We start from the raw sequence: 19,770 nt of genomic DNA, 5'->3' as shown, positions 1-19,770 counted from the left end.
AGCGGCGAAAGGTGCTGAAGCGCTGTCGCGATGTGCTCGATGGCGGTTATGACAGCGGGCTGGCTTCGCTCTGTCGGCTGTTGCAGTCGAGCGCCTCGCGCTAGATCGCTCATTTCTGCTCGCGCACAGACGTTCACAAGCATCCGCTGAAGCCGCGCGAAGGTGGTTCAATGGGACGCACCGTTGTGCGTCCCATCGGAGGTCTCACTGGCTTTGCGTCTGGCTCTGGCTTTGCGTCTGCTGCTCGACGGTCACCGAAACCTTCAGCGTTTCGTTGGCCTCACCATGGATCAAGCCGGATATCGGGGCGGCATCGCGGTAGCACAGGCCCGAGGCGATGCGCACGTAGCGGTCATCAGGGCAGATCTTGTTGGCCGCATCAAACCCGACCCAACCGAGGCCGGGCAGATGCACCTCGGCCCAGGCGTGGCTTGCGGTCTGCGCCGTTTGTCCCTCCATCATCAGGTAGCCCGAAATATAGCGCGCCGGCATGTCGAGCGAGCGGGCCGCCGAGATCATGATATGGGCGTGATCCTGGCAGACGCCGCGACCGGCCTCGAGCGCGTCTTCGGCCGAAGTCTCCGCATGGGTTTCGCCCGCCTTGTACGCCACCGCCTCATGGATCATCGCCATCAGCGCATGCATGCGGGCAAGGTCGGTCTCGCCCTCGGCCGATTTCGCGAGATCGCGGATCAGCTTGCCGGCCTTGGTCAGCGGCGTTTCGCGGGCATAGAGCCAGAGAGGGACGTAGGATTGGTGCGGCCCGAAGACACCGGCACGATCCTCTGTGTGGACCTCGCCGCTCGCTGTGATGTGGATCGCCTCCCGGTCGCCGTCGACGCTGACGAGATGGACGCGGTTGCCGAAGTGATCGTCGTAGCTCACCTCCATCACGGCGCCATCGACGAGCGTCTGCCAGCCGAGCACGGTCTGACCCACACCTGTTGTCGGCGTCAGGCGCAGCCGCTGCAACGCATACTGCACCGGTTCGTCGTAGTGGTATTCGGTCGTGTGGCTGATTTTCAGGTGCATGCTGTCCTCCCGAAACTCAGTTGAAACGATAGCCGTCGGAGATTTCCTGGCCCAGAAGGTTGTTCTGGCTGATGAAATCCTCGAGATATTCGTGCAGGCCCTGGTCCATGATGTCGGTGATCGAGCGGCTGCGCAGGGCGGCCAGCGTACGGTCCGCCGTCTCGTGTGCCGCGTGACGCTCGCCATATTCCCGCTCGAGATAACCGAGGTTGCTGGCGATCTTTTCGTAGCAATAGGCGAGCGACCGTGGCATCCGGCCGTTGGAGATCAGGAAGTCGGCGATGTTCGCCGGTTTCAGTTCGGCGTCATAGACCCAACCATAGGCGCGGTGGGCCGAGACCGAGCGCAGGATCGATTCCCATTGCACATTGTCCATCGACGAGCCGACGGCGGCGACCGCCGGCAGCAGCACATAGTACTTGACGTCGAGGATGCGCGCGGTGTTATCGGCCCGCTCGATGAAGGTGCCGATGCGCGAGAAGTTGAAGATCTCGTTCCTGAGCATGGTGCCGTGAAAGGCGCCACGGATAAGGCCGGCGCGCCGCTTGATCGCGTCGATGATCTCCGGCATGTCGGTCGGGCGCGCTTTTCTGGAGAGCATCGCCTTCATTTCGAGGTAGCATTCGTTGGTGGCTTCCCAGGTCTCGCGCGTCAGCGCCGTGCGCACCATGCGGGCGTTGTGGCGCCCCGCCTCGATGCAGGACATCACGCTCGATGGATTGGCCCGGTCGCGCAAAAGGAAATCGATGGCATCGATGCTGGTCAGCGTTTCGTGCACCTCGTCATAGAGTTCGCGTACACCCGCACTTTGCAGCACGCCGTCCCAATCACCCTCCGTCGCGCCGCTGCGTGTCAGCGCCATGCGCAGGCCGGCATCGATCAGCCGGGCGCTGTTTTCGGCGCGTTCGATGTAGCGGAACATCCAGTAGAGACCGTTTGCAGTTCTTCCCAACATGGTCTCAGTCCTCCAGCACCCAGGTGTCCTTCGTCCCGCCGCCCTGGCTGGAGTTCACGACGAGCGAACCGGCCTTGAGGGCGACGCGCGTCAGGCCGCCGGGAATGATCTGCACCTTGTCGGAGACAAGGACATAGGGACGAAGATCCACATGCCGGGGCGCGATGCCCTTGTTGACGAGGATGGGCACGGTCGACAGCGACAGCGTCGGCTGGGCGATGTAGTTGGTCGGGCGGGCCTTGAGCTTTTCGGCAAACATGGCGCGCTCCTTCTTGCTGGCGGTCGGGCCGACCAGCATGCCGTAGCCGCCGGAGCCGTGCACTTCCTTGACCACCAGTTCTTCCAGGTGTTCGAGCACGTATTTGAGGCTCTGCGGCTCGGAACAGCGCCAGGTCGGCACGTTTTCCAAGAGCGGCTTTCGGCCGGTATAGAATTCGACGATCTCGGGCATGTAGGAATAGATCGCCTTGTCGTCGGAAATGCCGGTGCCGGGCGCGTTGGCGATGGTGATGTTGCCGGCGCGGTAGACATCCATGATGCCGGGAACGCCGAGCGCAGACTCCGGCCGGAAGGTGAGGGGATCGAGGAAATCGTCGTCGACGCGGCGGTAGAGCACGTCGATCGCCTCGTAGCCGCGGGTGGTGCGCATCTTCACCTTGCCGTCGATGACGCGCAGGTCCGACCCTTCGACAAGCTCGACGCCCATCATATCGGCGAGGAAGGCATGTTCGTAATAGGCGGAGTTGTAGATGCCGGGGGTGAGCACGGCAACGCGCGGCTTGCCGCTGCAGCCGGGAGGCGCCAGCGACGCCAGGCTCTGGCGCAGCAGGTTCGGGTAGTTTTCGACCGGGCGCACGCGGTTCTGATGGAAGAGTTCGGGGAACATCTGCATCATCGTTTCGCGGTTTTCCAGCATGTAGCTGACACCTGATGGCGTGCGGGCATTGTCCTCCAGCACGTAGAACTGATCCTCGCCGGTGCGCACGATATCGGTGCCGACGATATGCGTGTAGACGCCGCCCGGTGGACGGAAGCCGATCATTTGCGGCAGGAAGGCCACGTTCTTCTCGATCAGCTCGCGCGGCACACGGCCGGCGCGGATGATTTCTTGCTTGTGGTAGATGTCGTCGAGGAAAGCGTTGAGCGCGATGACCCGCTGTTCTATCCCTTGAGCGAGCTTGCGCCATTCTCGGCCGGAAATGATGCGGGGGATGAGGTCGAAGGGGATGAGCTTTTCGGACGAGTCTGCGTGTCCGTAGACCGCGAAGGTGATGCCGGTTTTCCGGAAGATGTTCTCGGCGTCCTTTGATTTCGTTATGAGCCGATTTCTGTCCTGGCTGGCATACCATTCATGATAGGTCGAATATGGCTGGCGCGGACTGCTGTCCGCATTCATCATTTCGTCAAATGCCAAAGGCGTGGTCCCCTTATTTTTGACCATTTGAGTACAACGCTGGATGCAATGCAAGAAGCGTGCACAGTCGGGGGACAAGAAAGTTCGGACGCGTTATTCCAGCTCTTCCGGGCAATGGGATGCTCAACAATGGGGCGAGAGCGGCTTCGGCCCGATCCCGTTCGATCCGGGCATCTTAGAAAATAAGCAAATGCTTGAAATTTAGGCGCGCTTGGGAGGCTAACCCAGGCCGAAGACAAAGATGGCCGCAACTGCCAGGCTGGCCAGAACCAAGAGCGACAACATGGCGGCAGCACTTGCGCGCGGTCCGGCATCGGCGAGCTTGCGGATGTCGACCTCCAGACCGAGGGCCGCCATGGCGATGACGGTAAGCCATGTGGCGAGATGTGCTGCGCCGGTTGCGGCGACATCGGGGACCACTCCGCTGTTGCGGGCGATTGCGACGACGAGGAAGCCCAGAATGAACCAGGGAACGAAATGCGCGAATGTGGCAAGACGGGCCGGCTGCTTGCCTTCGGGCCGGCTTTGCGCCAGGGGATGCGCTTCGCCCCCACGGTTGATGAGCGAGAAGCAAAGGACAACGGGGCCAAGCATCAGCACCCGCACGAGCTTGACCAGGGTCCCGACCTGTACGGACAGTGCGCTGAACGGGGAGGCCGCCGCCAGCACCTGGGGCACGGCATAGACGGTCATGCCAGCCAGAACGCCGAAGCCATAGGGCGACATGCCGAACCAGCCGCCGATCAGCGGCAGGCAGAGAACGACGGCGATGCCGAGGATTGCGGTAAAGGAGATGGCTGCAGCGACCTCATCGCCCTCGGCACCGATGGCCGGCGCGACGGCGGCGATCGCCGAATTGCCGCAGATCGCATTGCCGCAGGCGATCAGCGTCGCCATGCGCTTGGGCAGGCCGAGCAGCCGCGCGATAAGATAGCCGGAGGCGATCGAGAGAAAAACGATGCCGACGATGGTGGCGAGCAGCACCGGGCCGCTGGCCAGGATCGCCTTAAAACTGAGGCTCGCGCCGATCAGCACGATTGCCGCTTCCAAAAGGAGCTTGGAGGAAAACCGGATACCCGCCAACCACCGATCTCCCGGTGTCCAGAACATGCGCAGCAGCGCACCGAGAAGGATGGCGATGACAAGCGCTTCCAGCCAGGGCCGGCCGGTCCAGCTTGCCTCGAACCGTTCAAGGACGAAGGCGGCGAGTGCGACCAGGCAACAGAGGATCAGGCCCGGCGCGATGCGCGTCATGCGGGAAATGACTGTGGGTGACGAGATGGTGGATATGGAATGCGATCTGGACATGGCCGCACCCTAGTCCGATTGATAAATCAGTCTAACGGATTGTTCTTGTCAATCTGATCGCTTTTTGCGATTGATTTTCCATGACACTCGACCAACTTCGCATATTTGTCGCTGTCGCGGAGCGCCTGCATATGACGCGCGCGGCCGAGGCCATGAACGTCACGCAGTCTGCCGCCAGTGCGGCGATCGCAGCGCTTGAAACGCAACACGACGTCAGGTTGTTCGATCGTATCGGCCGCGGACTGGCGTTGACGGAGGCGGGAAAAGCCTTTCTGCCGGAGGCGAAGGCCGTGCTGGCGCGGGCGACGGCTGCGACCGCCTGCCTCAACGATCTCTCCGCTCTGCGCCGCGGTACACTGGCGATTGCCGCAAGCCAGACGGTGGCAAGCTACTGGCTGCCGGCTCGTCTCGCCCGCTTCACCCATGACTATCCGCATATCGATGTGAAGCTGACCGTGCGCAACACGGCCGTGGTCGCCGAGGCGGTCGAGGAAGGAACGGCGCAACTCGGTTTCGTCGAGGGCAGGGTCGAGGCGGAGAAGCTCGACCATCGCAGCGTCGCAGTCGACCGCATCGCCATCTACGCGCCGCCCCACCATTCGCTTGCCTTCAGGCCGGTTGACCTTGAAGCATTGCTTGCCGCGCGTTGGGTGCTGCGCGAAGAGGGATCGGGTACGCGCGCAATGTTCCTGCAATCGATGCAGGCGCAAGGTGCGGATGTCAGTCAGCTGAAGGTGGAGCTTGAATTGCCATCGAACGAGGCAGTGCTGACGGCCGTCGAGAGCGGCCCGTTCATTACCGCCGTGTCCAGGCTCGCCGCCCGGCCCTTCGCCGACAGCGGCCGGCTGGTCGAGTTGCCGTTCGAGCTTGCCGAGCGCAGTTTCGAGCTGTTGACCCATCGCGACCGCCAGTTCAGCCGCGCGGCGCGCGCCTTCGTCGATCTGCTCTGACAGCTTGTTGGCAGTAACGATTGCCATCCGACGCGGCTGGATTATCAATAGTCGCGGCCGCTTGAGGCGGCGGCCAGTCCCTGCTTTGGCAAGAGGTGCATCGTGTTCGAAATCGTCGAAAGGCCGGCGCAGCGGATTGCGGGTTCGTTCTGGGAGGGAACGTTCGTCGAGGCGGCTGACGGTGCCGTGCGTCGGTTGATCGCGGAGATGCAGGAGCATCATTTGCGGCTGCATCCGAAGGATCATCCGATGCTCGTCGGTCTCTCCTGGAACGATCGGCCGGATGGTTTCCGCTACCTCGTCGGCTTCGTCTCGAAGACGGCGGAAACGACCCGCCACCCTGGCCATGTCGACCTGCCGGCCATGCGCTTCGTCAGCGCCATGCATCACCCTGAAACTGGCGACGTCATTGCGCATTACCAACACATGTTCGACTGGATCGCGTCCGAAGGTCTGGTCGTCGATACCAGCAGGCTGCACTTTCGTGAGGAATACGAACCGGGCTTCGTTTCGCTGTCGCTGTCGTCGTTGCGGTTGATGGTTCCAGTTACAGCGCCGCGCGTCACGGATGACGCGCAAAGCGCGCCGTAACATTATAAAAGCGCTGCCTAATTTTATCCGTAAATCGATCCCGATCTACGGAATGATGCAAGCGGCTGATCGCCACCATCAGAAAAATTGCTTTGACCATCAACGCTGCCGCGTCTATCGCGGCTGAGCTCCCTTTGCCCGTTCGGATAGGTCAATGACACTCGCCCGCCTGGCCCCGGCCATCTTCGTACTGCTCTGGTCGACCGGATGGGTCGTTGCCAAATATGCGGCTGTCTATGCCGATCCGCTGACGTTTCTGGTGCTGCGCTATACGCTGGCGATCCTGCTCTTCATCGGCTTCTGTCTCGTGACCCGGGCGAAATGGCCGACATCATGGCGCGCGGCGGCCCATGCGGTGATCTCGGGCATGTTGCTGCACGGGCTTTATCTCGGTGCCGTCTGGTGGGCGATCGGGCAGGGCGTGCCGGCGGCGATCTCCGGCATCATCGCTGGGCTGCAGCCGTTGATGACGGCCGTTGCAGCCTCCGTCGTCATCGACGAGCAGCTCAGCATTCAGCAGAAACTCGGGCTTGTGCTCGGCTTCTTCGGCATCGCCCTTGCCGTGCTGCCGAAGGTGCTTGTCATCGATACCGGCGCCACGCCGATCCATCTGCTGCCGGTTCTCATCAACGTCCTTGGCATGGCCGCCGTCACCTATGGCACGCTCTACCAGAAGCGGCATCTGCAAAGCGGCGACATCCGCACCATTGCGGCGCTTCAGTATCTCGGCGCGCTGATCGTCACCATTCCGCTCGCCTTGATGCTCGAAGATCTTCACGTCACCTGGAACCTGCAGATCTTCGCAGCGCTTGCCTGGTCGGTGCTGGGGCTATCCATGGGCGCAATTGCGCTCCTGCTCTATCTTATCCGCCGCGGCCAGGTTTCGCGCGCGGCCTCGCTCATCTATCTCGTGCCGCCCCTTGCGGCCGTGCAGGCGTGGCTGTTCTTCGGCGAGGCGCTAACGCTGCCGATGATCATCGGCACGGTCATTGCCGTTGCCGGCGTCTACCTCACCAACCGCAAGCAGCAGGCATAAAAAACGGCGGGCCGAGGCGACCCGCCGTTCTCAATTCTGTGTTCTCAGGCATTTCCGGACGAAGCCGCTTTACACGGCTCGCGTGAAATGCGCGTGGAGATCAGCCCTGCTGGCCGCGATTGCCGCCGCCGGCGCCGGCGCCACGGCGCATGCCGCCCTGGCCGCCTTCGCGGCGGTCGGCGCCCTGGCCTTCGGGACGCGGGGCCTTGTTGCGCCATTCGCCCGGCTTCTGGCCGGGACGGCCGTGGTGCTTCTTGGGCTCGTGGTTGCGGTTGCCTTCCGAACGGCCTTCGGCATGGGCCTGACCGGCCGGGCGCTGGCCACGGTGTTCCGTCTTCTGCGGACGGTCGTCGCGCAGCAGGTCGTCACCGGCAAAGCTGCTCGGCGCGAGTGCCGACTGGCGGGCCGGGCGCTCGCGGCGCGGGCGGGCGTCCTGGCGCTGACCGCCGCCGCCATTGCCGCGGTGCTGGCCGTTGCCATTGCCGTTGCCGCGACCGCCGCGTGCCTTGGACGGGCGAGCCTGGTCGGCAGGCGCTTCGCCGCTGGCGACAGCGATGTTGATGCCCATCAGCTTTTCGATGTCGCGGAGCAGGCGGATTTCGTCCGGTGCACAGAACGCAATCGCGATGCCGTCGCGGCCGGCGCGGGCGGTACGGCCGATGCGGTGAACATAGGCGTCCGGAACTTCCGGCAGGTCGTAGTTGTAGACATGGGTGACGCCGGGGATGTCGATGCCGCGGGCAGCGACGTCGGTGGCCACGAGTACGCGAATCTCACCGTCACGGAACGCCTTCAGTGCGCGCTCGCGCTGGCCCTGGCTCTTGTTGCCATGGATCGAGGCGGCCTTGAAGCCGACGTGGTCGAGGTGCTTCATCAGCTTCTCGGCGCCATGCTTGGTGCGGCTGAAGATCAGCGACAGGCCATCCGGATTGTCGGTCAGCGTCTTCTTGAGGATGGTCGTCTTCAGGTCCTTGCCGGGGACGAAGTGAACATACTGTTCGACCTTGTCGGCGGCCTTGCCCGGAGGCGTAACCTGAACCTTGACCGGGTCGGTCAGGTACTCACCGGCAAGTTCCGCGATCAGCTTCGGCATGGTGGCGGAAAACAGCAGCGTCTGGCGGTTCTTCGGGACGAGCTTGGAAATCTTGCGCAGGTCATGGATAAAGCCGAGATCGAGCATCTGGTCGGCTTCGTCGAGCACGAGGTAGCGACCTTGGGTCAGCGTCACGGCCTTGCGGTTGATGAGGTCGAGCAGGCGGCCGGGCGTGGCAACCAGGATGTCGACGCCGCGGGCGAGCTGTTCGGTCTGCTTGTTGATCGAGACGCCGCCGACGACAACGCCGATCTTCAGCGGGGACTTCTTGACGAACAGCTTGAGGTTGGCAGCGATCTGGTTGACCAGTTCGCGGGTCGGCGCCAGCACCAGGGCGCGGATGTTGCGCGGGTCGGGGCGCTTGCCGTCGGCAACGAGCTTTTCGATCATCGGCAGGCCGAAGGCGGCCGTCTTGCCGGTTCCGGTCTGGGCGAGACCGATCAGGTCGTGGCCCTTCAACACCAGCGGAATGGCCTGCGCCTGGATCGGCGTCGGCTTTTCGAAGCCGTTGGCTGTCAGGGTTTCCAGAATGTGTTCGGAAAGACCAAGATCTTTAAAGGTGGACAAATGCATATACCTTTTGGGGGCGCCAAACGCATTCGCCGGAACCGCAATCTGCTGTTCCGGTGTCGTTCGGCGTCAAGAACCCCGCGTGAATTGGGAACTTGTGGGTTAAGAAAAAGTCGTCAAGCGCCTGTGCTGTCGCCGCTTACGGCGTATGGGTGCGCTTTTCCTTCTTCACGGCTTTCTGTGTTGCCGAGGGCGCGCTCACGCGGCGGCCTGAAGGTGACGCTGCGTCCATGTCGTCGTTTTGCGCCGAAAAGTCAAGGTCCATCTTTTCGCAGGTGCGAAATGAGGTGGGGTCATTCGCCGAGCGACAGCTCGAAATCGGCGTCGGCAGCCTCCTGGCCGTTGACGAGGATCACCACGCGGTGAGCGCCGGGATAGTAACGCCGGGTTGTGATCGGCCGGATCGCGTGGCGCTTTTCGATGTTGATCGTCGCACCCGGCTCCAGCGTTGCGGATGTCCATTTGAACACCTTGGGAGAGGTCGTGCCATTGGCTTTGCGGTGGTGAACGGCGTAGTCGATCATGATCTTTTGGGCGGTCTTTGCGGTGTGCCTGACGGCCAGCTTGAAGACGAGGCTCTCGCCGAGCGTGATTTCCGGCCGGTCGAGAGAGAACGCTGCGTCGATGCCTGCGGGTGCGGCAAAGCCGAAGTTTGAAAGGGCTGCTCCATGGCCCTGTTTCAGCAGCGTACGCGAAGCGTGGCGCAGCAGTTGCTGCCGCTCAAAGGAAGCGCCTGCGATGTGCTCAGCGACGAAGCCTGCCACCAGATCGGGATGATCCTTGGCGATGTCGTTGAGGCTGTTGGCAACCGAGCGGCGCACATAGTCTTCGGGATCGTCGATAAGGGCTTTGAGAATCGGCAGGATCGGCAGGGGATCGCGGATGAGTTTCGGCAATCGCATGGCCCAGGGCAGGCGCGGGCGGGTGCCCTCGCTCGCCAGACGCCTGACGTGGTGGTTGGCGTCTGTTACCCAAGAGCCGATGATCGCGAGCGCCCGTTCCTGGTGCTGGTCGATGAACACGCGGATACCGAACTCGGAGGTGAAGTGCGGCGTCAGCGCGCGCAGCAGTGTCAGCGAGAGTTCGAAGTCATCGAGCCCGCGGGCCGCGACATATTGACTGACGGGCAGCAGGGCCCAGCCGCTGAGTCCGGCCCTTTCATCGCTTGGCAGGCAATCGCCAAGGACGGCCGCTGCTTGCGGGAAGGGCTGCGGCAGGGTTTCGATCAGCGCGTCGCGGATCTGTAGCGATCGCTGCATCAGTTCCAGCGCTTCGAGATTGGCACCGGCAAGCGCTTCGAACTGGGTGCGCTCGAAGGTCGGGCAGACCGCGCTCAGGCGGTCTGCGATGGCGGTGACGACACCCGGATGCAGCAGGTTCTTCAGTGGTTCAGCCATTGCTGGATCGTCTTTCTGCTCAGATCTGTTGCTCGACCGCAAAATGCTGCATCAGCATTACCGCGCTGATTGCCGCCATGTAAGGGGCGAAATCCGGGTCTCGGCGCACGCGCTCGCCCGCCGATTTGGCCGCGTCGAGCGTTTCCCACTCGACCAGATCCGCGAGCATGTCTGCCTTTTCGCAGGAGCCGACGGCACGCCAGGAAATGAATCCCGGATATTGCGAGACGGCCTGCATCGCCCTTTGACGGGCGGCCGCGGCGGCTGGCCTGTCCGCGACGATGCAGACGGCGAGTTCGAGGATGCTTTCGGTGGTCATATCATGCTCCCTGTTGATTGCTGCTTGACTTAATCACAGGGCAACTGACAGCCTTATGGCCATAACCGCACACGGACCTGTGATTGGATTGCGCCAATGAGACCTGCCGACCGGCTGTTTCGAATCATCCAGCTCATGCGGGCAACGGGGCGGGCGATGACGGCGCAGGAGATCGCCGAGAGGATGGAGGTGGCACGCCGTACCATCTATCGCGACATGGAGCACCTGATGGCTTCGGGTGCGCCGATCGACGGCGAGCGCGGTGTCGGCTATCTGCTGCGCGAAAGTTTTGACGCACCGCCTCTCGCCTTCACCTTCGAGCAACTCGAGGCGCTGGCCTTCGGCGCGCGGGCCGTGCAGATGCTCGGGGACACCAGGCTGGCGCAGGCCGCTCGTGAGGCGATGGACAAGATCGAGCACGGACTTCCACCCGAACATGCGGCGCGATTGCGCAGCGCCCCGATCCGCGCCTTCCGTTCGGCACTGCAGCCTCAGACGCCGCCGGTGCTCGGTGACCTGCGCAGGGCGATCACCGAAGAGCGCAAGGTAACCATCGCCTATGAAAGCCTGGCGGATCACAGTTCAAAGCGCACGGTCTGGCCGCTGGGCCTCAGCGTTTTCGGCCACCACTGGCTGCTGACGAGCTGGTGCGAGCTGCGCCGGGATTTCCGCGATTTTCGTGTGGATCGTATCCGGGAGATGAAGCTTGAGCGCGATCATTTCCAACCGTCACCCGAACGCAGCTTCGACGCCTATCTCGCGCGCATGTGAGGTGGTGAGTACACCAAAAAAGTGCATGGATCTGTCGAAATGGATGGAACCGGATCGGCCTTCATCCGTTTCTATTACAGGCCCATTCTGGCCTGCCCACGAGCAACATCATTTCATGGGAGACAATCGTGCAAAACCGGACTTGGATACTGGCCGCGGATGGCAACACGGCGCGCTTCGTCAAGGGCGTCAACCTGCGGAAGGACGAACGTCAGCACCCGGAGGAGGAGGTCATCCATACGGACCCCAAACGCGCCCAGGATATCATGGCCGACAAGCCCGGACGCAGCCATTCGTCGGTCGGTCATGGGCGTTCCGCGATGGAATACAGCAGCGATCCGGTGCGCGAGGAGAAACACCGCTTTGCGGCCGATGTGGCCAGCAGACTTGAAGGTTATCTCAACGACAATGCCTTCGATAGTCTGGTGATCTGCGCGGCTCCAAGGACGCTCGGGGACCTGCGCAAGCTGCTTTCTGCCAGCGTGAAGCAGAAGACGGTTGCCGAAATCGATCGCAATTGCGTCACCGTCCCGATCGAGCAGCTGATCGCAACCGCCCGCTCGGCGGTCTATCCCTGAGATTTTCCGGGCATTCTGCAACGCTGCGTCCCGTCAAAAATCCGTCGGGACGCCGCCTTCCTCCTTGCGCTTGGCGACGAAGGCATCGAGCTCGTCTTCGATCGCCGGATCCAGCGGCGGCCGTTCGTACTCGTTGAGCTTTTGCTTGAAGACGCGGTTGGCGTGGTCATAGGTCGTCGGCCGGCCGGCTTCCGTCCAGGTCTCGAAGTTGCGCCAGTCGGACAGGATCGGCGAATAGAAAGCCGTCTCGTAGCGCTGCAGCGTGTGCAGGGTTCCGAAATAGTGCCCGCCGGGGCCGACATCGCGCACCGCGTCGAGGCCGAGTGCGTCCTCGCTGACATCGAGCGGCGTCAGGAATTCCGCCACCATCTGCAGCATGTCGACGTCGAGGATGAATTTTTCGAAGGAGGCCGTCAGTCCGCCCTCGGTCCAGCCGGCCGCGTGCATGATGAAGTTGCCGCCCCCTTGCGTCAGCGCCCAGAGCGATAGTGCCGATTCATAGGCCGCCTGCGCATCGAGTGTGTTGGCGGCATTGGTGTTGGAGGTTCGATAGGGGATGTTGTAGCGGCGGGCGAGCTGGCCGCCCGCGATCACCGCCTTCATGTATTCGGGCGTGCCAAAGGCGGGCGCGCCCGTTTTCATGTCGACGTTGGAGGTGAAGCCGCCATACATGACTGGCGCTCCCCGTCGCACCATCTGGGTGAAGGCGATGCCGCAGAGCGCCTCGGCATTCTGCTGCACCAGCGCTCCGGCGATCGTCACCGGCGCCATGGCGCCTGCGAGCGTAAACGGCGTGATGACGACGACCTGGTTGCGTGACGACATTTCGATGATGCCCTGCAGCATCGGCCCGTCCAGGCGCAGTGGCGAGGAGGTGTTGATGATGGTGAACAGCGATGGTTCGCGTTCCATCTGCTCCATCGATACGCCTCGGCCGATGCGGGCGATCTCGATGCCGTCGGTGTTGCGCTGGCGGCCGAGCGAATAGACGTGAAAAACCTTGTCGGTGAGCTTCACCATGTCCGAGAGGCAGTCGAGGTGGCGCACGGAGGCGTGCAGGTCGACCGGCTCGACCGGATAGCCGCCCGTCGTGTGGATGATGTCGTAGGACTGTGCAAGCTTCACCAGCTTGCGGAAATCCTCCTGGTTGCCGGTGCGCCGACCGCCTTCGCGGTCCGCCACGAACGGTGCGCTGGCGATCTGGGCGAACACCAGGTTGTTACCGCCGATCGCGACATTGCGGGCCGGGTTGCGCGCATGCATGGTGAAGGAGGAGGGGGCCGAGGCGATCATGTCCATGATCAGCCCGCGGTCGAAGCGCACGCGGTCGGTACCGGGGGTGATGTCGGCGCCGGCTGCCTTCATGCGCTCTCGCGCCTCGGGCAGGATCACATCCATGCCGATCTCTTCCAGGATCGTCAGCGACGCCTCATGGATCGCCTCGAGCGCATCGTCTGATAGCACCGAGGATTTGCTCTGGGTGTTGACGAGGTTGAGATATTTGCCGCCCGAGGATTTTCGTGTGCGCTCGCCACCGCGGCCGCCAGGCCTGCGCCGCCGCTCGAGCGGGGAGGAGTTTTCGCCTGTCGCAGCATCCAGAAACTGATCGTTGTTCATGAAAAACCCACCGCGTTGCCGATGGATTTCTGTCGCAGATTTTTTGCAGGCATGCCCCCGCCATTTGCGACAGTTCAGTTCTCTGGTGGAGTAAAGGCCATGAAAACGCCTCGCTCAGGGCTTGTCGCCGCGCAGCATCTCGCGTTTGCCGGCAAAGCCCTTGCGCCTCTCGACGGCAAAGCCGGCTGCCTGCAGATTGCGGCGAACGAAGCCGGCGGCGGCATAGGTGGCAAAGCTGCCGCCGGGCGCGGTCCGGTCGAACACCAGTTGCATCAGCTCTTCCGACCACATGTCTGGATTGCGCGATGGCGCAAAGCCATCGAGGAACCAGGCATCGAAGCGTTCGGTCGGCTGGGCGAGACCGTCGAGAGCGGGGCAGCAGACGACGGACAGGCGAACACCTCCGCCGAAATCGATCTCGATCCCGCCCTCTTTCGTCACGGGCCATCGCTCGACAAGAGCCAGCCGCTCGGCATCGATCTCCGGCCAATGGGCAAGCGCTCGGGAGATTTCCTCCGGCTGCATCGGAAACCGTTCGAAACTGACGAAGTGCAGCGTGCCGCCTGTTGCAGCCGCTTTCCACTGCCGCCAGGTTTCGCAGAAATTGAGGCCGGTGCCGAAACCCAACTCGCCAACGGTGAACGCACCGCCGGCGGCCCAGCGTTCGGGCAGGCCGTTGCCGGCAAGGAACACGTGCCCGCATTCGAGCCGGCCATCGGTGCGGCAATAAAAGTGATCGCCAAATTCCCGGGAATAGGGCATATCGCCCTCGTGCCAATCGAGGCTTTGATGGGCCGGGGGCTGGTTCGGTTCTGCGGCTGATCCTGTCATTAGATGGCGATAATCCCGCCACCGGAGAAGGTCAATCGATGAGCGAAGTTTTGATCGTCGGCGGCGGCATCATGGGGCTGTGGGCAGCCCTTATGGCAGCGCGTGCCGGCATGGACGTTTGCCTGGTTGACGAGCGCTGCATCGGCGCCGGCGCCAGCGGCGGCATTCTCGGCGCGCTGATGCCGCATATGCCCGACAAGTGGAACGCCAAGAAACAATTCCAGTTCGACGCTCTCGTGTCGCTCGAAAGCGAGATCGAGGCGCTCGAGGCGGAAACCGGGCGCTCTGCGGGCTACCGCCGCAGCGGCCGGATCATGCCGCTCGCCAAGCCGCATCTGCGCGACATCGCCCTTCGCCATGAGCAGGATGCGCTGCAGAACTGGCAGGCAGGCGACAGACATTTTTTTTGGCATGTGCGCGATGAACTGCCGTCCGGCTGGCTCGGTGCGGAGGCGGCGCCGAGCGGGCTGGTGTTCGATACGCTCGGCGGCCGGCTCGCCCCGCGCCAGATGCTGGCTGTCCTGCGCGCAGCCTTGGGGCAACTGCCGAAGGTGAGGATTATCGAAGGAGCCGGCGTTCGAGGCATCCATCCCGGCCAAGGCCGGGCCGAACTCGACGACGGTACGGACATCGCCTTCGGCCATTGTATTCTTGCCGCCGGCGTCGGCAGCTTTCCGCTGGTTGACACGCTGTGCGGACCTATCCGTGAACCGAGCGGCACGGGGGTCAAAGGCCAGGCGGCACTGCTTCTGGCCGACGTCGATCCGCAATTGCCCGTCATCTTCACCGATGGTGTCTACATCGTCGCCCATGACGACGGGCATGTCGCCGTCGGCAGCACCAGCGAGAACAAATATGCCGATCCGTTGTCGACGGATGAACTGTTGAATGAACTTCTCCGGCGTGCCGAGGCGCTGGTGCCGGCCCTGCGCGGGGCAGAGGTGGTCGAGCGCTGGGCCGGCCTACGGCCGAAATCGGCCGGACGGGAGCCGATGGTCGGGCGGCATCCGGATCACGAAAACCTGTCGTTGCTAACCGGCGGGTTCAAGGTGAGCTTCGGCATCGCCCATCGTCTCGCGCACTTCGTCGTCAACGAGAGTATGGGACAGCCTTCCATCGAGATTCCGGACACCTTCCTGTGCCGGACGCACATAGCGTCACTTCGCGAGAAACATCTCTAAGACGTCGGCATGCGAAGGGCTCCGCCGCAGGCGGAGCCCCGTATATCGCATCAACAAAACCCGGCCCTTACATCCAGTAGGGCGGCACGCCGTAGTAGTCGTAGACGCGACGTCCGTTCTCGGCGTTCCAGTCGTATTCATCGCTGCCGTTGTATTTCGGCGCGCGCTCGACCTGCTCGCGGGTAATATCCGTGCGATAGCCGCCGAGGCTCTCGTCATAGGTCAGCTTCGCCCAGGGGAGCGGATAGTGATCTTCGCCGATGCCGAGAAAGCCGCCGAAACCCAGCACGGCATAGGCCACGCGACCGCTGCGCTTTTCGATAATCACCCGCTCGATCGAGCCAATGTGCTTGCTGTCGGCGCCATAAACCTTCGTGCCTTCAACCTTGTCGCTCGCGATCAGGTCATGGGTTTCCTTGATGTTGGCGTCCTGAAGGTTCGCATTGTGATAGGTCACGCTTCTTCTCCATCGTTGTTTGCTACCTCAAGGAAACGGCTGTTGGCCGGGATGGTTCCGAAATAGTTCAGCTCAGAACCTTGGGCGCGATCCCCAGCCATGCCCGGACCAATTCGTCAATCTGTCACGCAAATCACCTAAGACGCAGGCGGTAGAGCGTCGCGTTTCCTCGGGGAAGGCATTGTTGAAGCTCTCAAGGTTTTGAACCTGCGCCGGCCCTGGCGACGATCGAGATCGGTTGTAGCGGGCAAGTGCCAGAACGGATTTCCGGAGCATGCGCATGCGTTACGCCATTTGTTTCACGCCGCCGATGGCCGATCCGCTCTCAACGGTTGCCGCGAGCTGGCTCGGCCGCAACGTTTACTCAGGCGAGCCTACCGAACTGCCGTCGATCTGCGGATTGACGGCATCCGAGATTGCTTTCCACACGGCCGTTCCGCGCCGCTTCGGCTTTCACGCGGTGGTGATGTCGCCCTTCAGGCTCCACCCCGATATGGACGAGGCACAGCTGCTCAAGGCGCTGATGCACTTTGCCGGCGCCCAGACGCCGTTCGAAATCGAAAAGTTGGAAGTGGCCCGGCTTGGCCAGTGCTGGGGGCTGATGCCGCAGATCCCGAGCACGGCGATGCATCTGCTTGCCGCCAGCATCGTCCAGGAGTTCGACGCGTTCCGCGCGCCGCTCAGCGAAGACGAGATCGAGCGCTCCGACCCGGATCGGCTGACGGCGCCGCAATTCTCAAACCTGCATCGTTGGGGCGATCCACATGTGATGGACGAATATCGCTTTCACATGATGCTGACCGGGCCGCTCAATCAGGACGCGATGCGCCGCATCGAGGCGCCGCTGCGCGATCTGTTCGAACCGTGTCTGGCGCCGCCACTGACGATCGGCAGCCTGGCGCTGTTCGTCGAGCAGGAATCCGGCGCGCCGATGCGGGTTCACTCGCAGCACCCGCTCGGCAAGATTTCCGCGACCAAACGCGCCGACCGGATCAAGCGGGCAGCCACTGAGGCGACGCTTGCGCCAAGCCCGGTTCCTCCCTTGTCGCGGATGGTTGCCGCGTTGATGGCCAGTCGCTAACCGAACCGCTAACCGTCTGCACTGACGTCATTTTGTCTCGACAATCCGGGCGGCAATGATACCGTTCCGGAAAATTCGAAGGGTGATTTGATGTCTGAGACTACCTATCCACGCGATCTCGTCGGCTATGGCCGCAACCCGCCCAAGGCGAACTGGCCGGGCGATGCGCGTATCGCCGTGCAGTTCGTGCTCAATTACGAAGAGGGCGGCGAAAGCTGCATTCTCGATGGCGACCCGGCGTCGGAAAGCCTGCTGTCGGAGATTGTCGGCGCGCAGCCCTGGCAGGGCCAGCGCAACCTCAACATGGAATCGATCTACGAATACGGTTCCCGCGCCGGTTTCTGGCGGCTTTGGCGCATGTTCACCAGCCGCAACGTGCCGCTGACGGTCTATGGCGTGACGCAGGCGATGGCGCGCAATCCCGAAGCGGTTGCCGCCATGAAGGAAGCCGGTTGGGAGATTGCCAGCCACGGACTGCGCTGGCTTGAATACAAGGATTTCCCCGAAGAGGTGGAGCGCGAGCATATCCGCGAAGTCGTGCGCCTGCACACCGAACTGACCGGCGAGCGTCCGCTCGGCCTTTACCAGGGCAAGCCTTCGAACAACACGCTGAAGCTCGTTCTCGAAGAGGGCGGTTTCCTCTATTCCAGCGACAGCTATGCGGACGAACTGCCTTATTGGGTTTCAGGTTTGACGGCCGACAAGCCGCATCTGATCATCCCCTACACACTCGACGCCAACGACATGCGCTTTGCGACGAACCAGGGTTTCAACTCCGGCGACCAGTTCTTCACCTATCTCAAGGACACGTTCGACGTGCTCTACGAGGAGGGCAGGGAAGGCGATGCCAAGATGATGAATATCGGCCTGCATTGCCGTCTGGTCGGTCGTCCTGGCCGTGCTGCGGCTCTCGCGCGTTTCATCGATTACGTCATGTCGCACGATAAGGTCTGGGTGCCCAGGCGCATCGATATCGCCCGCCACTGGTATGAACACCACAAGCCGGAAGGGGCTCTCTGATGTCCGATCGCGACGCCTTCGTCAGCCGCTTCGGCGGCGTGTTCGAGCATTCTCCCTGGGTTGCCGAACGGGCTTACGACCGGGCGACGGCCACGGGACTTTCAGCCGGCAATGTGCACTCGGCCCTTTGCCAGGCCTTTCGAGCCGGATTGCCGCGCGAGAGGCTGGCGGTGTTGCGGGCGCATCCGGACCTTGCCGGCAAGCTGGCGATTGCCGGCAAGCTGACGGCGGATTCGACCGCGGAGCAGGCGTCCGCCGGGCTTGACCGGCTTTCAGCCGAGGAGCATGCCCGCTTCACGGCGTTAAATGAAGCCTATACGCAGAAATTCGGCTTTCCCTTCATCATCGCCGTCAAGGGACTGACAAAGAACGATATTCTCACCGCGTTCGAAAGACGCATTGACAATTCGACCGAAGAGGAATTTGAGACCGCCTGCGCGCAGGTGGAGAAAATCGCTCGTCTGCGGCTGCAATCCATGCTTCCAGGAGACGAAAATGCCTGACTTGCCCGTTCGCACTCTGCTCTCCTCGCCATGGAGGGTAGTCGAACCGGACCACGCCAATACCGCCGGCAACAACCGCCGCGGGGTCATTGCCTGATGTCGCGTTTTCTTTCGATCGAACCCCTGACGCAGGACGCTTTCGCCCCGTTCGGCACGGTCATCGAGGCCGACCCTGCATCGATGCGTTACATCAACGGTGGCAACACCGAACGCTTCCATGGCCTGGCGCGCGCCGATGTTACCGGCGATGGCGCCAATGTCATCGTCAACATCTTTCGCGGCCAGCCGCGGGTTTTCCCCTACACGGTCGCGATGATGGAGCGGCATCCTTTCGGCAGCCAGAGCTTCTCTCCGCTCGACGATCGGCCCTGGCTGGTCGTCGTTGCCGAGGACGAGGGCGGCAAGCCGGGTGAGCCGCGGGTCTTCCGGGCTCATGGTCGGCAGGGTGTCAATTACGGCCGGAATGTCTGGCATCACCCGCTGATGACGGTGGGCACCGTCAGCGACTTCATCGTCGTCGACCGGGAGGGACCGGGCAACAATCTCGAAGAATATTTCTACGAAGAGCCCTTCGTCATCGAAAGCGCAATCTAGCGGGGCGAGGAAAAGTGCGTGCGGTTTTCCGTCCGCATCCCGCGCAACTTACGTGAAGGAAGAGACGCGATGAGCAGCACCGGCCGTCTGACCACCCATGTCCTCGACACCGCGCTCGGCAAGCCGGCCGAAGGCCTGCGCATCGATCTCTTCTGGCTTGAGGGCGAGGAGCGGCAGCTGATCCGCACCGTCCACACCAACAGCGACGGGCGGGTCGATGGCCCGATGGTGGAGGGCGCCGGGTTCATGGCCGGCAATTACGAGCTGATCTTTCACGCGGGCGACTATCTGCGCCGCATCGGCACGGCGCTACCGGAGCCGGCCTTTCTCGACCTGATCCCCTTGCGCTTCGGCATCGCCGATCCCGCCAGCCACTACCATGTGCCGTTGCTGCTTTCGCCCTACGGCTATTCGACCTATCGCGGCAGTTGAAATAGAAACATGAGAGCCTTCGTGGCGACGCGAAGGTTAA

General features: G+C 62.6%; 21 protein-coding genes. 11 read left to right on the top strand and 10 right to left on the bottom strand.

What is annotated here, in order from left to right; all coding sequences use genetic code 11:
• Positions 1 to 204: 204 nt before the first annotated feature.
• The 4 genes from HT585_RS11845 to HT585_RS11830 form a co-directional block, all read right to left on the bottom strand.
• A complete protein-coding gene (locus HT585_RS11845; protein ID WP_176353065.1) occupies positions 205 to 1,032 on the bottom strand; it encodes a transglutaminase family protein in 828 nt (275 codons plus the stop codon).
• Positions 1,033 to 1,048: 16 nt separating this feature from the next.
• On the bottom strand, positions 1,049 to 1,987 hold the full coding sequence (locus HT585_RS11840) for an alpha-E domain-containing protein (protein ID WP_176353064.1): 939 nt from the start codon (positions 1,985 to 1,987) through the stop codon (positions 1,049 to 1,051).
• A 4-nt stretch (positions 1,988 to 1,991) separates the two neighbouring features.
• Entirely contained in the window at positions 1,992 to 3,386 is a 1,395-nt protein-coding gene (locus HT585_RS11835) for a circularly permuted type 2 ATP-grasp protein (RefSeq protein ID WP_176353286.1), read from the bottom strand.
• A gap of 234 nt (positions 3,387 to 3,620) precedes the next feature.
• Positions 3,621 to 4,709 (bottom strand): YeiH family protein, encoded by a 1,089-nt coding sequence (locus HT585_RS11830; protein ID WP_176353063.1) that lies wholly within the window; start codon positions 4,707 to 4,709, stop codon positions 3,621 to 3,623.
• Between the two features lie 80 nt (positions 4,710 to 4,789).
• Between HT585_RS11830 and HT585_RS11825 the strand changes: the two genes are divergently transcribed.
• From HT585_RS11825 to HT585_RS11815, 3 genes are all read left to right on the top strand, one after another.
• Complete coding sequence (locus HT585_RS11825; RefSeq protein ID WP_176353062.1) at positions 4,790 to 5,659, top strand: LysR family transcriptional regulator; 870 nt, start codon at positions 4,790 to 4,792, stop codon at positions 5,657 to 5,659.
• Positions 5,660 to 5,761: 102 nt separating this feature from the next.
• Complete coding sequence (locus HT585_RS11820; RefSeq protein WP_343213959.1) at positions 5,762 to 6,250, top strand: GyrI-like domain-containing protein; 489 nt, start codon at positions 5,762 to 5,764, stop codon at positions 6,248 to 6,250.
• Positions 6,251 to 6,404: 154 nt separating this feature from the next.
• Complete coding sequence (locus HT585_RS11815; RefSeq protein ID WP_176353061.1) at positions 6,405 to 7,286, top strand: DMT family transporter; 882 nt, start codon at positions 6,405 to 6,407, stop codon at positions 7,284 to 7,286.
• Positions 7,287 to 7,386: 100 nt separating this feature from the next.
• Here the strand turns inward: HT585_RS11815 and HT585_RS11810 are convergent, their stop codons facing one another.
• The 3 genes from HT585_RS11810 to HT585_RS11800 form a co-directional block, all read right to left on the bottom strand.
• Positions 7,387 to 8,946 (bottom strand): DEAD/DEAH box helicase, encoded by a 1,560-nt coding sequence (locus HT585_RS11810; RefSeq protein WP_176353060.1) that lies wholly within the window; start codon positions 8,944 to 8,946, stop codon positions 7,387 to 7,389.
• Positions 8,947 to 9,242: 296 nt separating this feature from the next.
• Positions 9,243 to 10,346, bottom strand: coding sequence for a DNA alkylation repair protein (locus tag HT585_RS11805; RefSeq protein ID WP_176353059.1), 1,104 nt, complete (start codon positions 10,344 to 10,346; stop codon positions 9,243 to 9,245).
• Between the two features lie 19 nt (positions 10,347 to 10,365).
• A complete protein-coding gene (locus HT585_RS11800; protein WP_077503352.1) occupies positions 10,366 to 10,665 on the bottom strand; it encodes a hypothetical protein in 300 nt (99 codons plus the stop codon).
• Positions 10,666 to 10,761: 96 nt separating this feature from the next.
• On the opposite strand from HT585_RS11800, the gene HT585_RS11795 reads away from it, so the two are divergent.
• Complete coding sequence (locus HT585_RS11795) at positions 10,762 to 11,436, top strand: helix-turn-helix transcriptional regulator (protein ID WP_176353058.1); 675 nt, start codon at positions 10,762 to 10,764, stop codon at positions 11,434 to 11,436.
• Positions 11,437 to 11,564: 128 nt separating this feature from the next.
• Entirely contained in the window at positions 11,565 to 12,014 is a 450-nt protein-coding gene (locus tag HT585_RS11790; protein ID WP_176353057.1) for a host attachment protein, read from the top strand.
• 33 nt (positions 12,015 to 12,047) lie between these two features.
• On the opposite strand, the gene HT585_RS11785 is transcribed toward HT585_RS11790, so the two are convergent.
• Both HT585_RS11785 and mnmC2 read right to left on the bottom strand, forming a co-directional pair.
• Positions 12,048 to 13,631 carry a trimethylamine methyltransferase family protein gene (locus tag HT585_RS11785; protein ID WP_176353056.1) on the bottom strand — a complete coding sequence of 528 codons (1,584 nt, stop codon included), beginning with the start codon at positions 13,629 to 13,631 and terminating at the stop codon, positions 12,048 to 12,050.
• Positions 13,632 to 13,745: 114 nt separating this feature from the next.
• Entirely contained in the window at positions 13,746 to 14,462 is a 717-nt protein-coding gene (gene mnmC2 / locus HT585_RS11780) for a tRNA (5-methylaminomethyl-2-thiouridine)(34)-methyltransferase MnmC2 (protein WP_176353055.1), read from the bottom strand.
• A gap of 38 nt (positions 14,463 to 14,500) precedes the next feature.
• Between mnmC2 and HT585_RS11775 the strand changes: the two genes are divergently transcribed.
• Positions 14,501 to 15,643, top strand: coding sequence for an NAD(P)/FAD-dependent oxidoreductase (locus HT585_RS11775; protein WP_176353054.1), 1,143 nt, complete (start codon positions 14,501 to 14,503; stop codon positions 15,641 to 15,643).
• A gap of 67 nt (positions 15,644 to 15,710) precedes the next feature.
• Here HT585_RS11775 and HT585_RS11770 read toward each other — a convergent pair whose 3' ends face one another.
• Positions 15,711 to 16,100, bottom strand: coding sequence for a PRC-barrel domain-containing protein (locus tag HT585_RS11770; protein WP_176353053.1), 390 nt, complete (start codon positions 16,098 to 16,100; stop codon positions 15,711 to 15,713).
• A 280-nt stretch (positions 16,101 to 16,380) separates the two neighbouring features.
• Between HT585_RS11770 and HT585_RS11765 the strand changes: the two genes are divergently transcribed.
• The 5 genes from HT585_RS11765 to uraH all read left to right on the top strand — a co-directional run bounded on the left by HT585_RS11765 (position 16,381) and on the right by uraH (position 19,730).
• The gene (locus HT585_RS11765) at positions 16,381 to 17,181 is read left to right on the top strand and encodes a DUF1045 domain-containing protein (protein WP_176353052.1); all 801 of its coding nucleotides are present in this window, start codon (positions 16,381 to 16,383) and stop codon (positions 17,179 to 17,181) included.
• A gap of 90 nt (positions 17,182 to 17,271) precedes the next feature.
• On the top strand, positions 17,272 to 18,201 hold the full coding sequence (gene puuE, locus HT585_RS11760; RefSeq protein WP_176353051.1) for an allantoinase PuuE: 930 nt from the start codon (positions 17,272 to 17,274) through the stop codon (positions 18,199 to 18,201).
• On the top strand, positions 18,201 to 18,704 hold the full coding sequence (gene uraD / locus HT585_RS11755; RefSeq protein WP_176353050.1) for a 2-oxo-4-hydroxy-4-carboxy-5-ureidoimidazoline decarboxylase: 504 nt from the start codon (positions 18,201 to 18,203) through the stop codon (positions 18,702 to 18,704). Before puuE ends, uraD begins: the two co-directional genes overlap by 1 nt.
• 96 nt (positions 18,705 to 18,800) lie before the next feature.
• Entirely contained in the window at positions 18,801 to 19,298 is a 498-nt protein-coding gene (locus HT585_RS11750) for an ureidoglycolate lyase (protein ID WP_176353049.1), read from the top strand.
• Between the two features lie 69 nt (positions 19,299 to 19,367).
• The gene (gene uraH, locus HT585_RS11745) at positions 19,368 to 19,730 is read left to right on the top strand and encodes a hydroxyisourate hydrolase (protein WP_176353048.1); all 363 of its coding nucleotides are present in this window, start codon (positions 19,368 to 19,370) and stop codon (positions 19,728 to 19,730) included.
• Positions 19,731 to 19,770 lie beyond the last annotated feature (40 nt).

The organism is Ensifer oleiphilus (genome assembly GCF_013371465.1).
Lineage (GTDB): Bacteria > Pseudomonadota > Alphaproteobacteria > Rhizobiales > Rhizobiaceae > Ensifer > Ensifer oleiphilus.
Note: the sequence above shows the minus strand (reverse complement) of the source record. Positions and strands in the feature narration are given on the sequence as shown.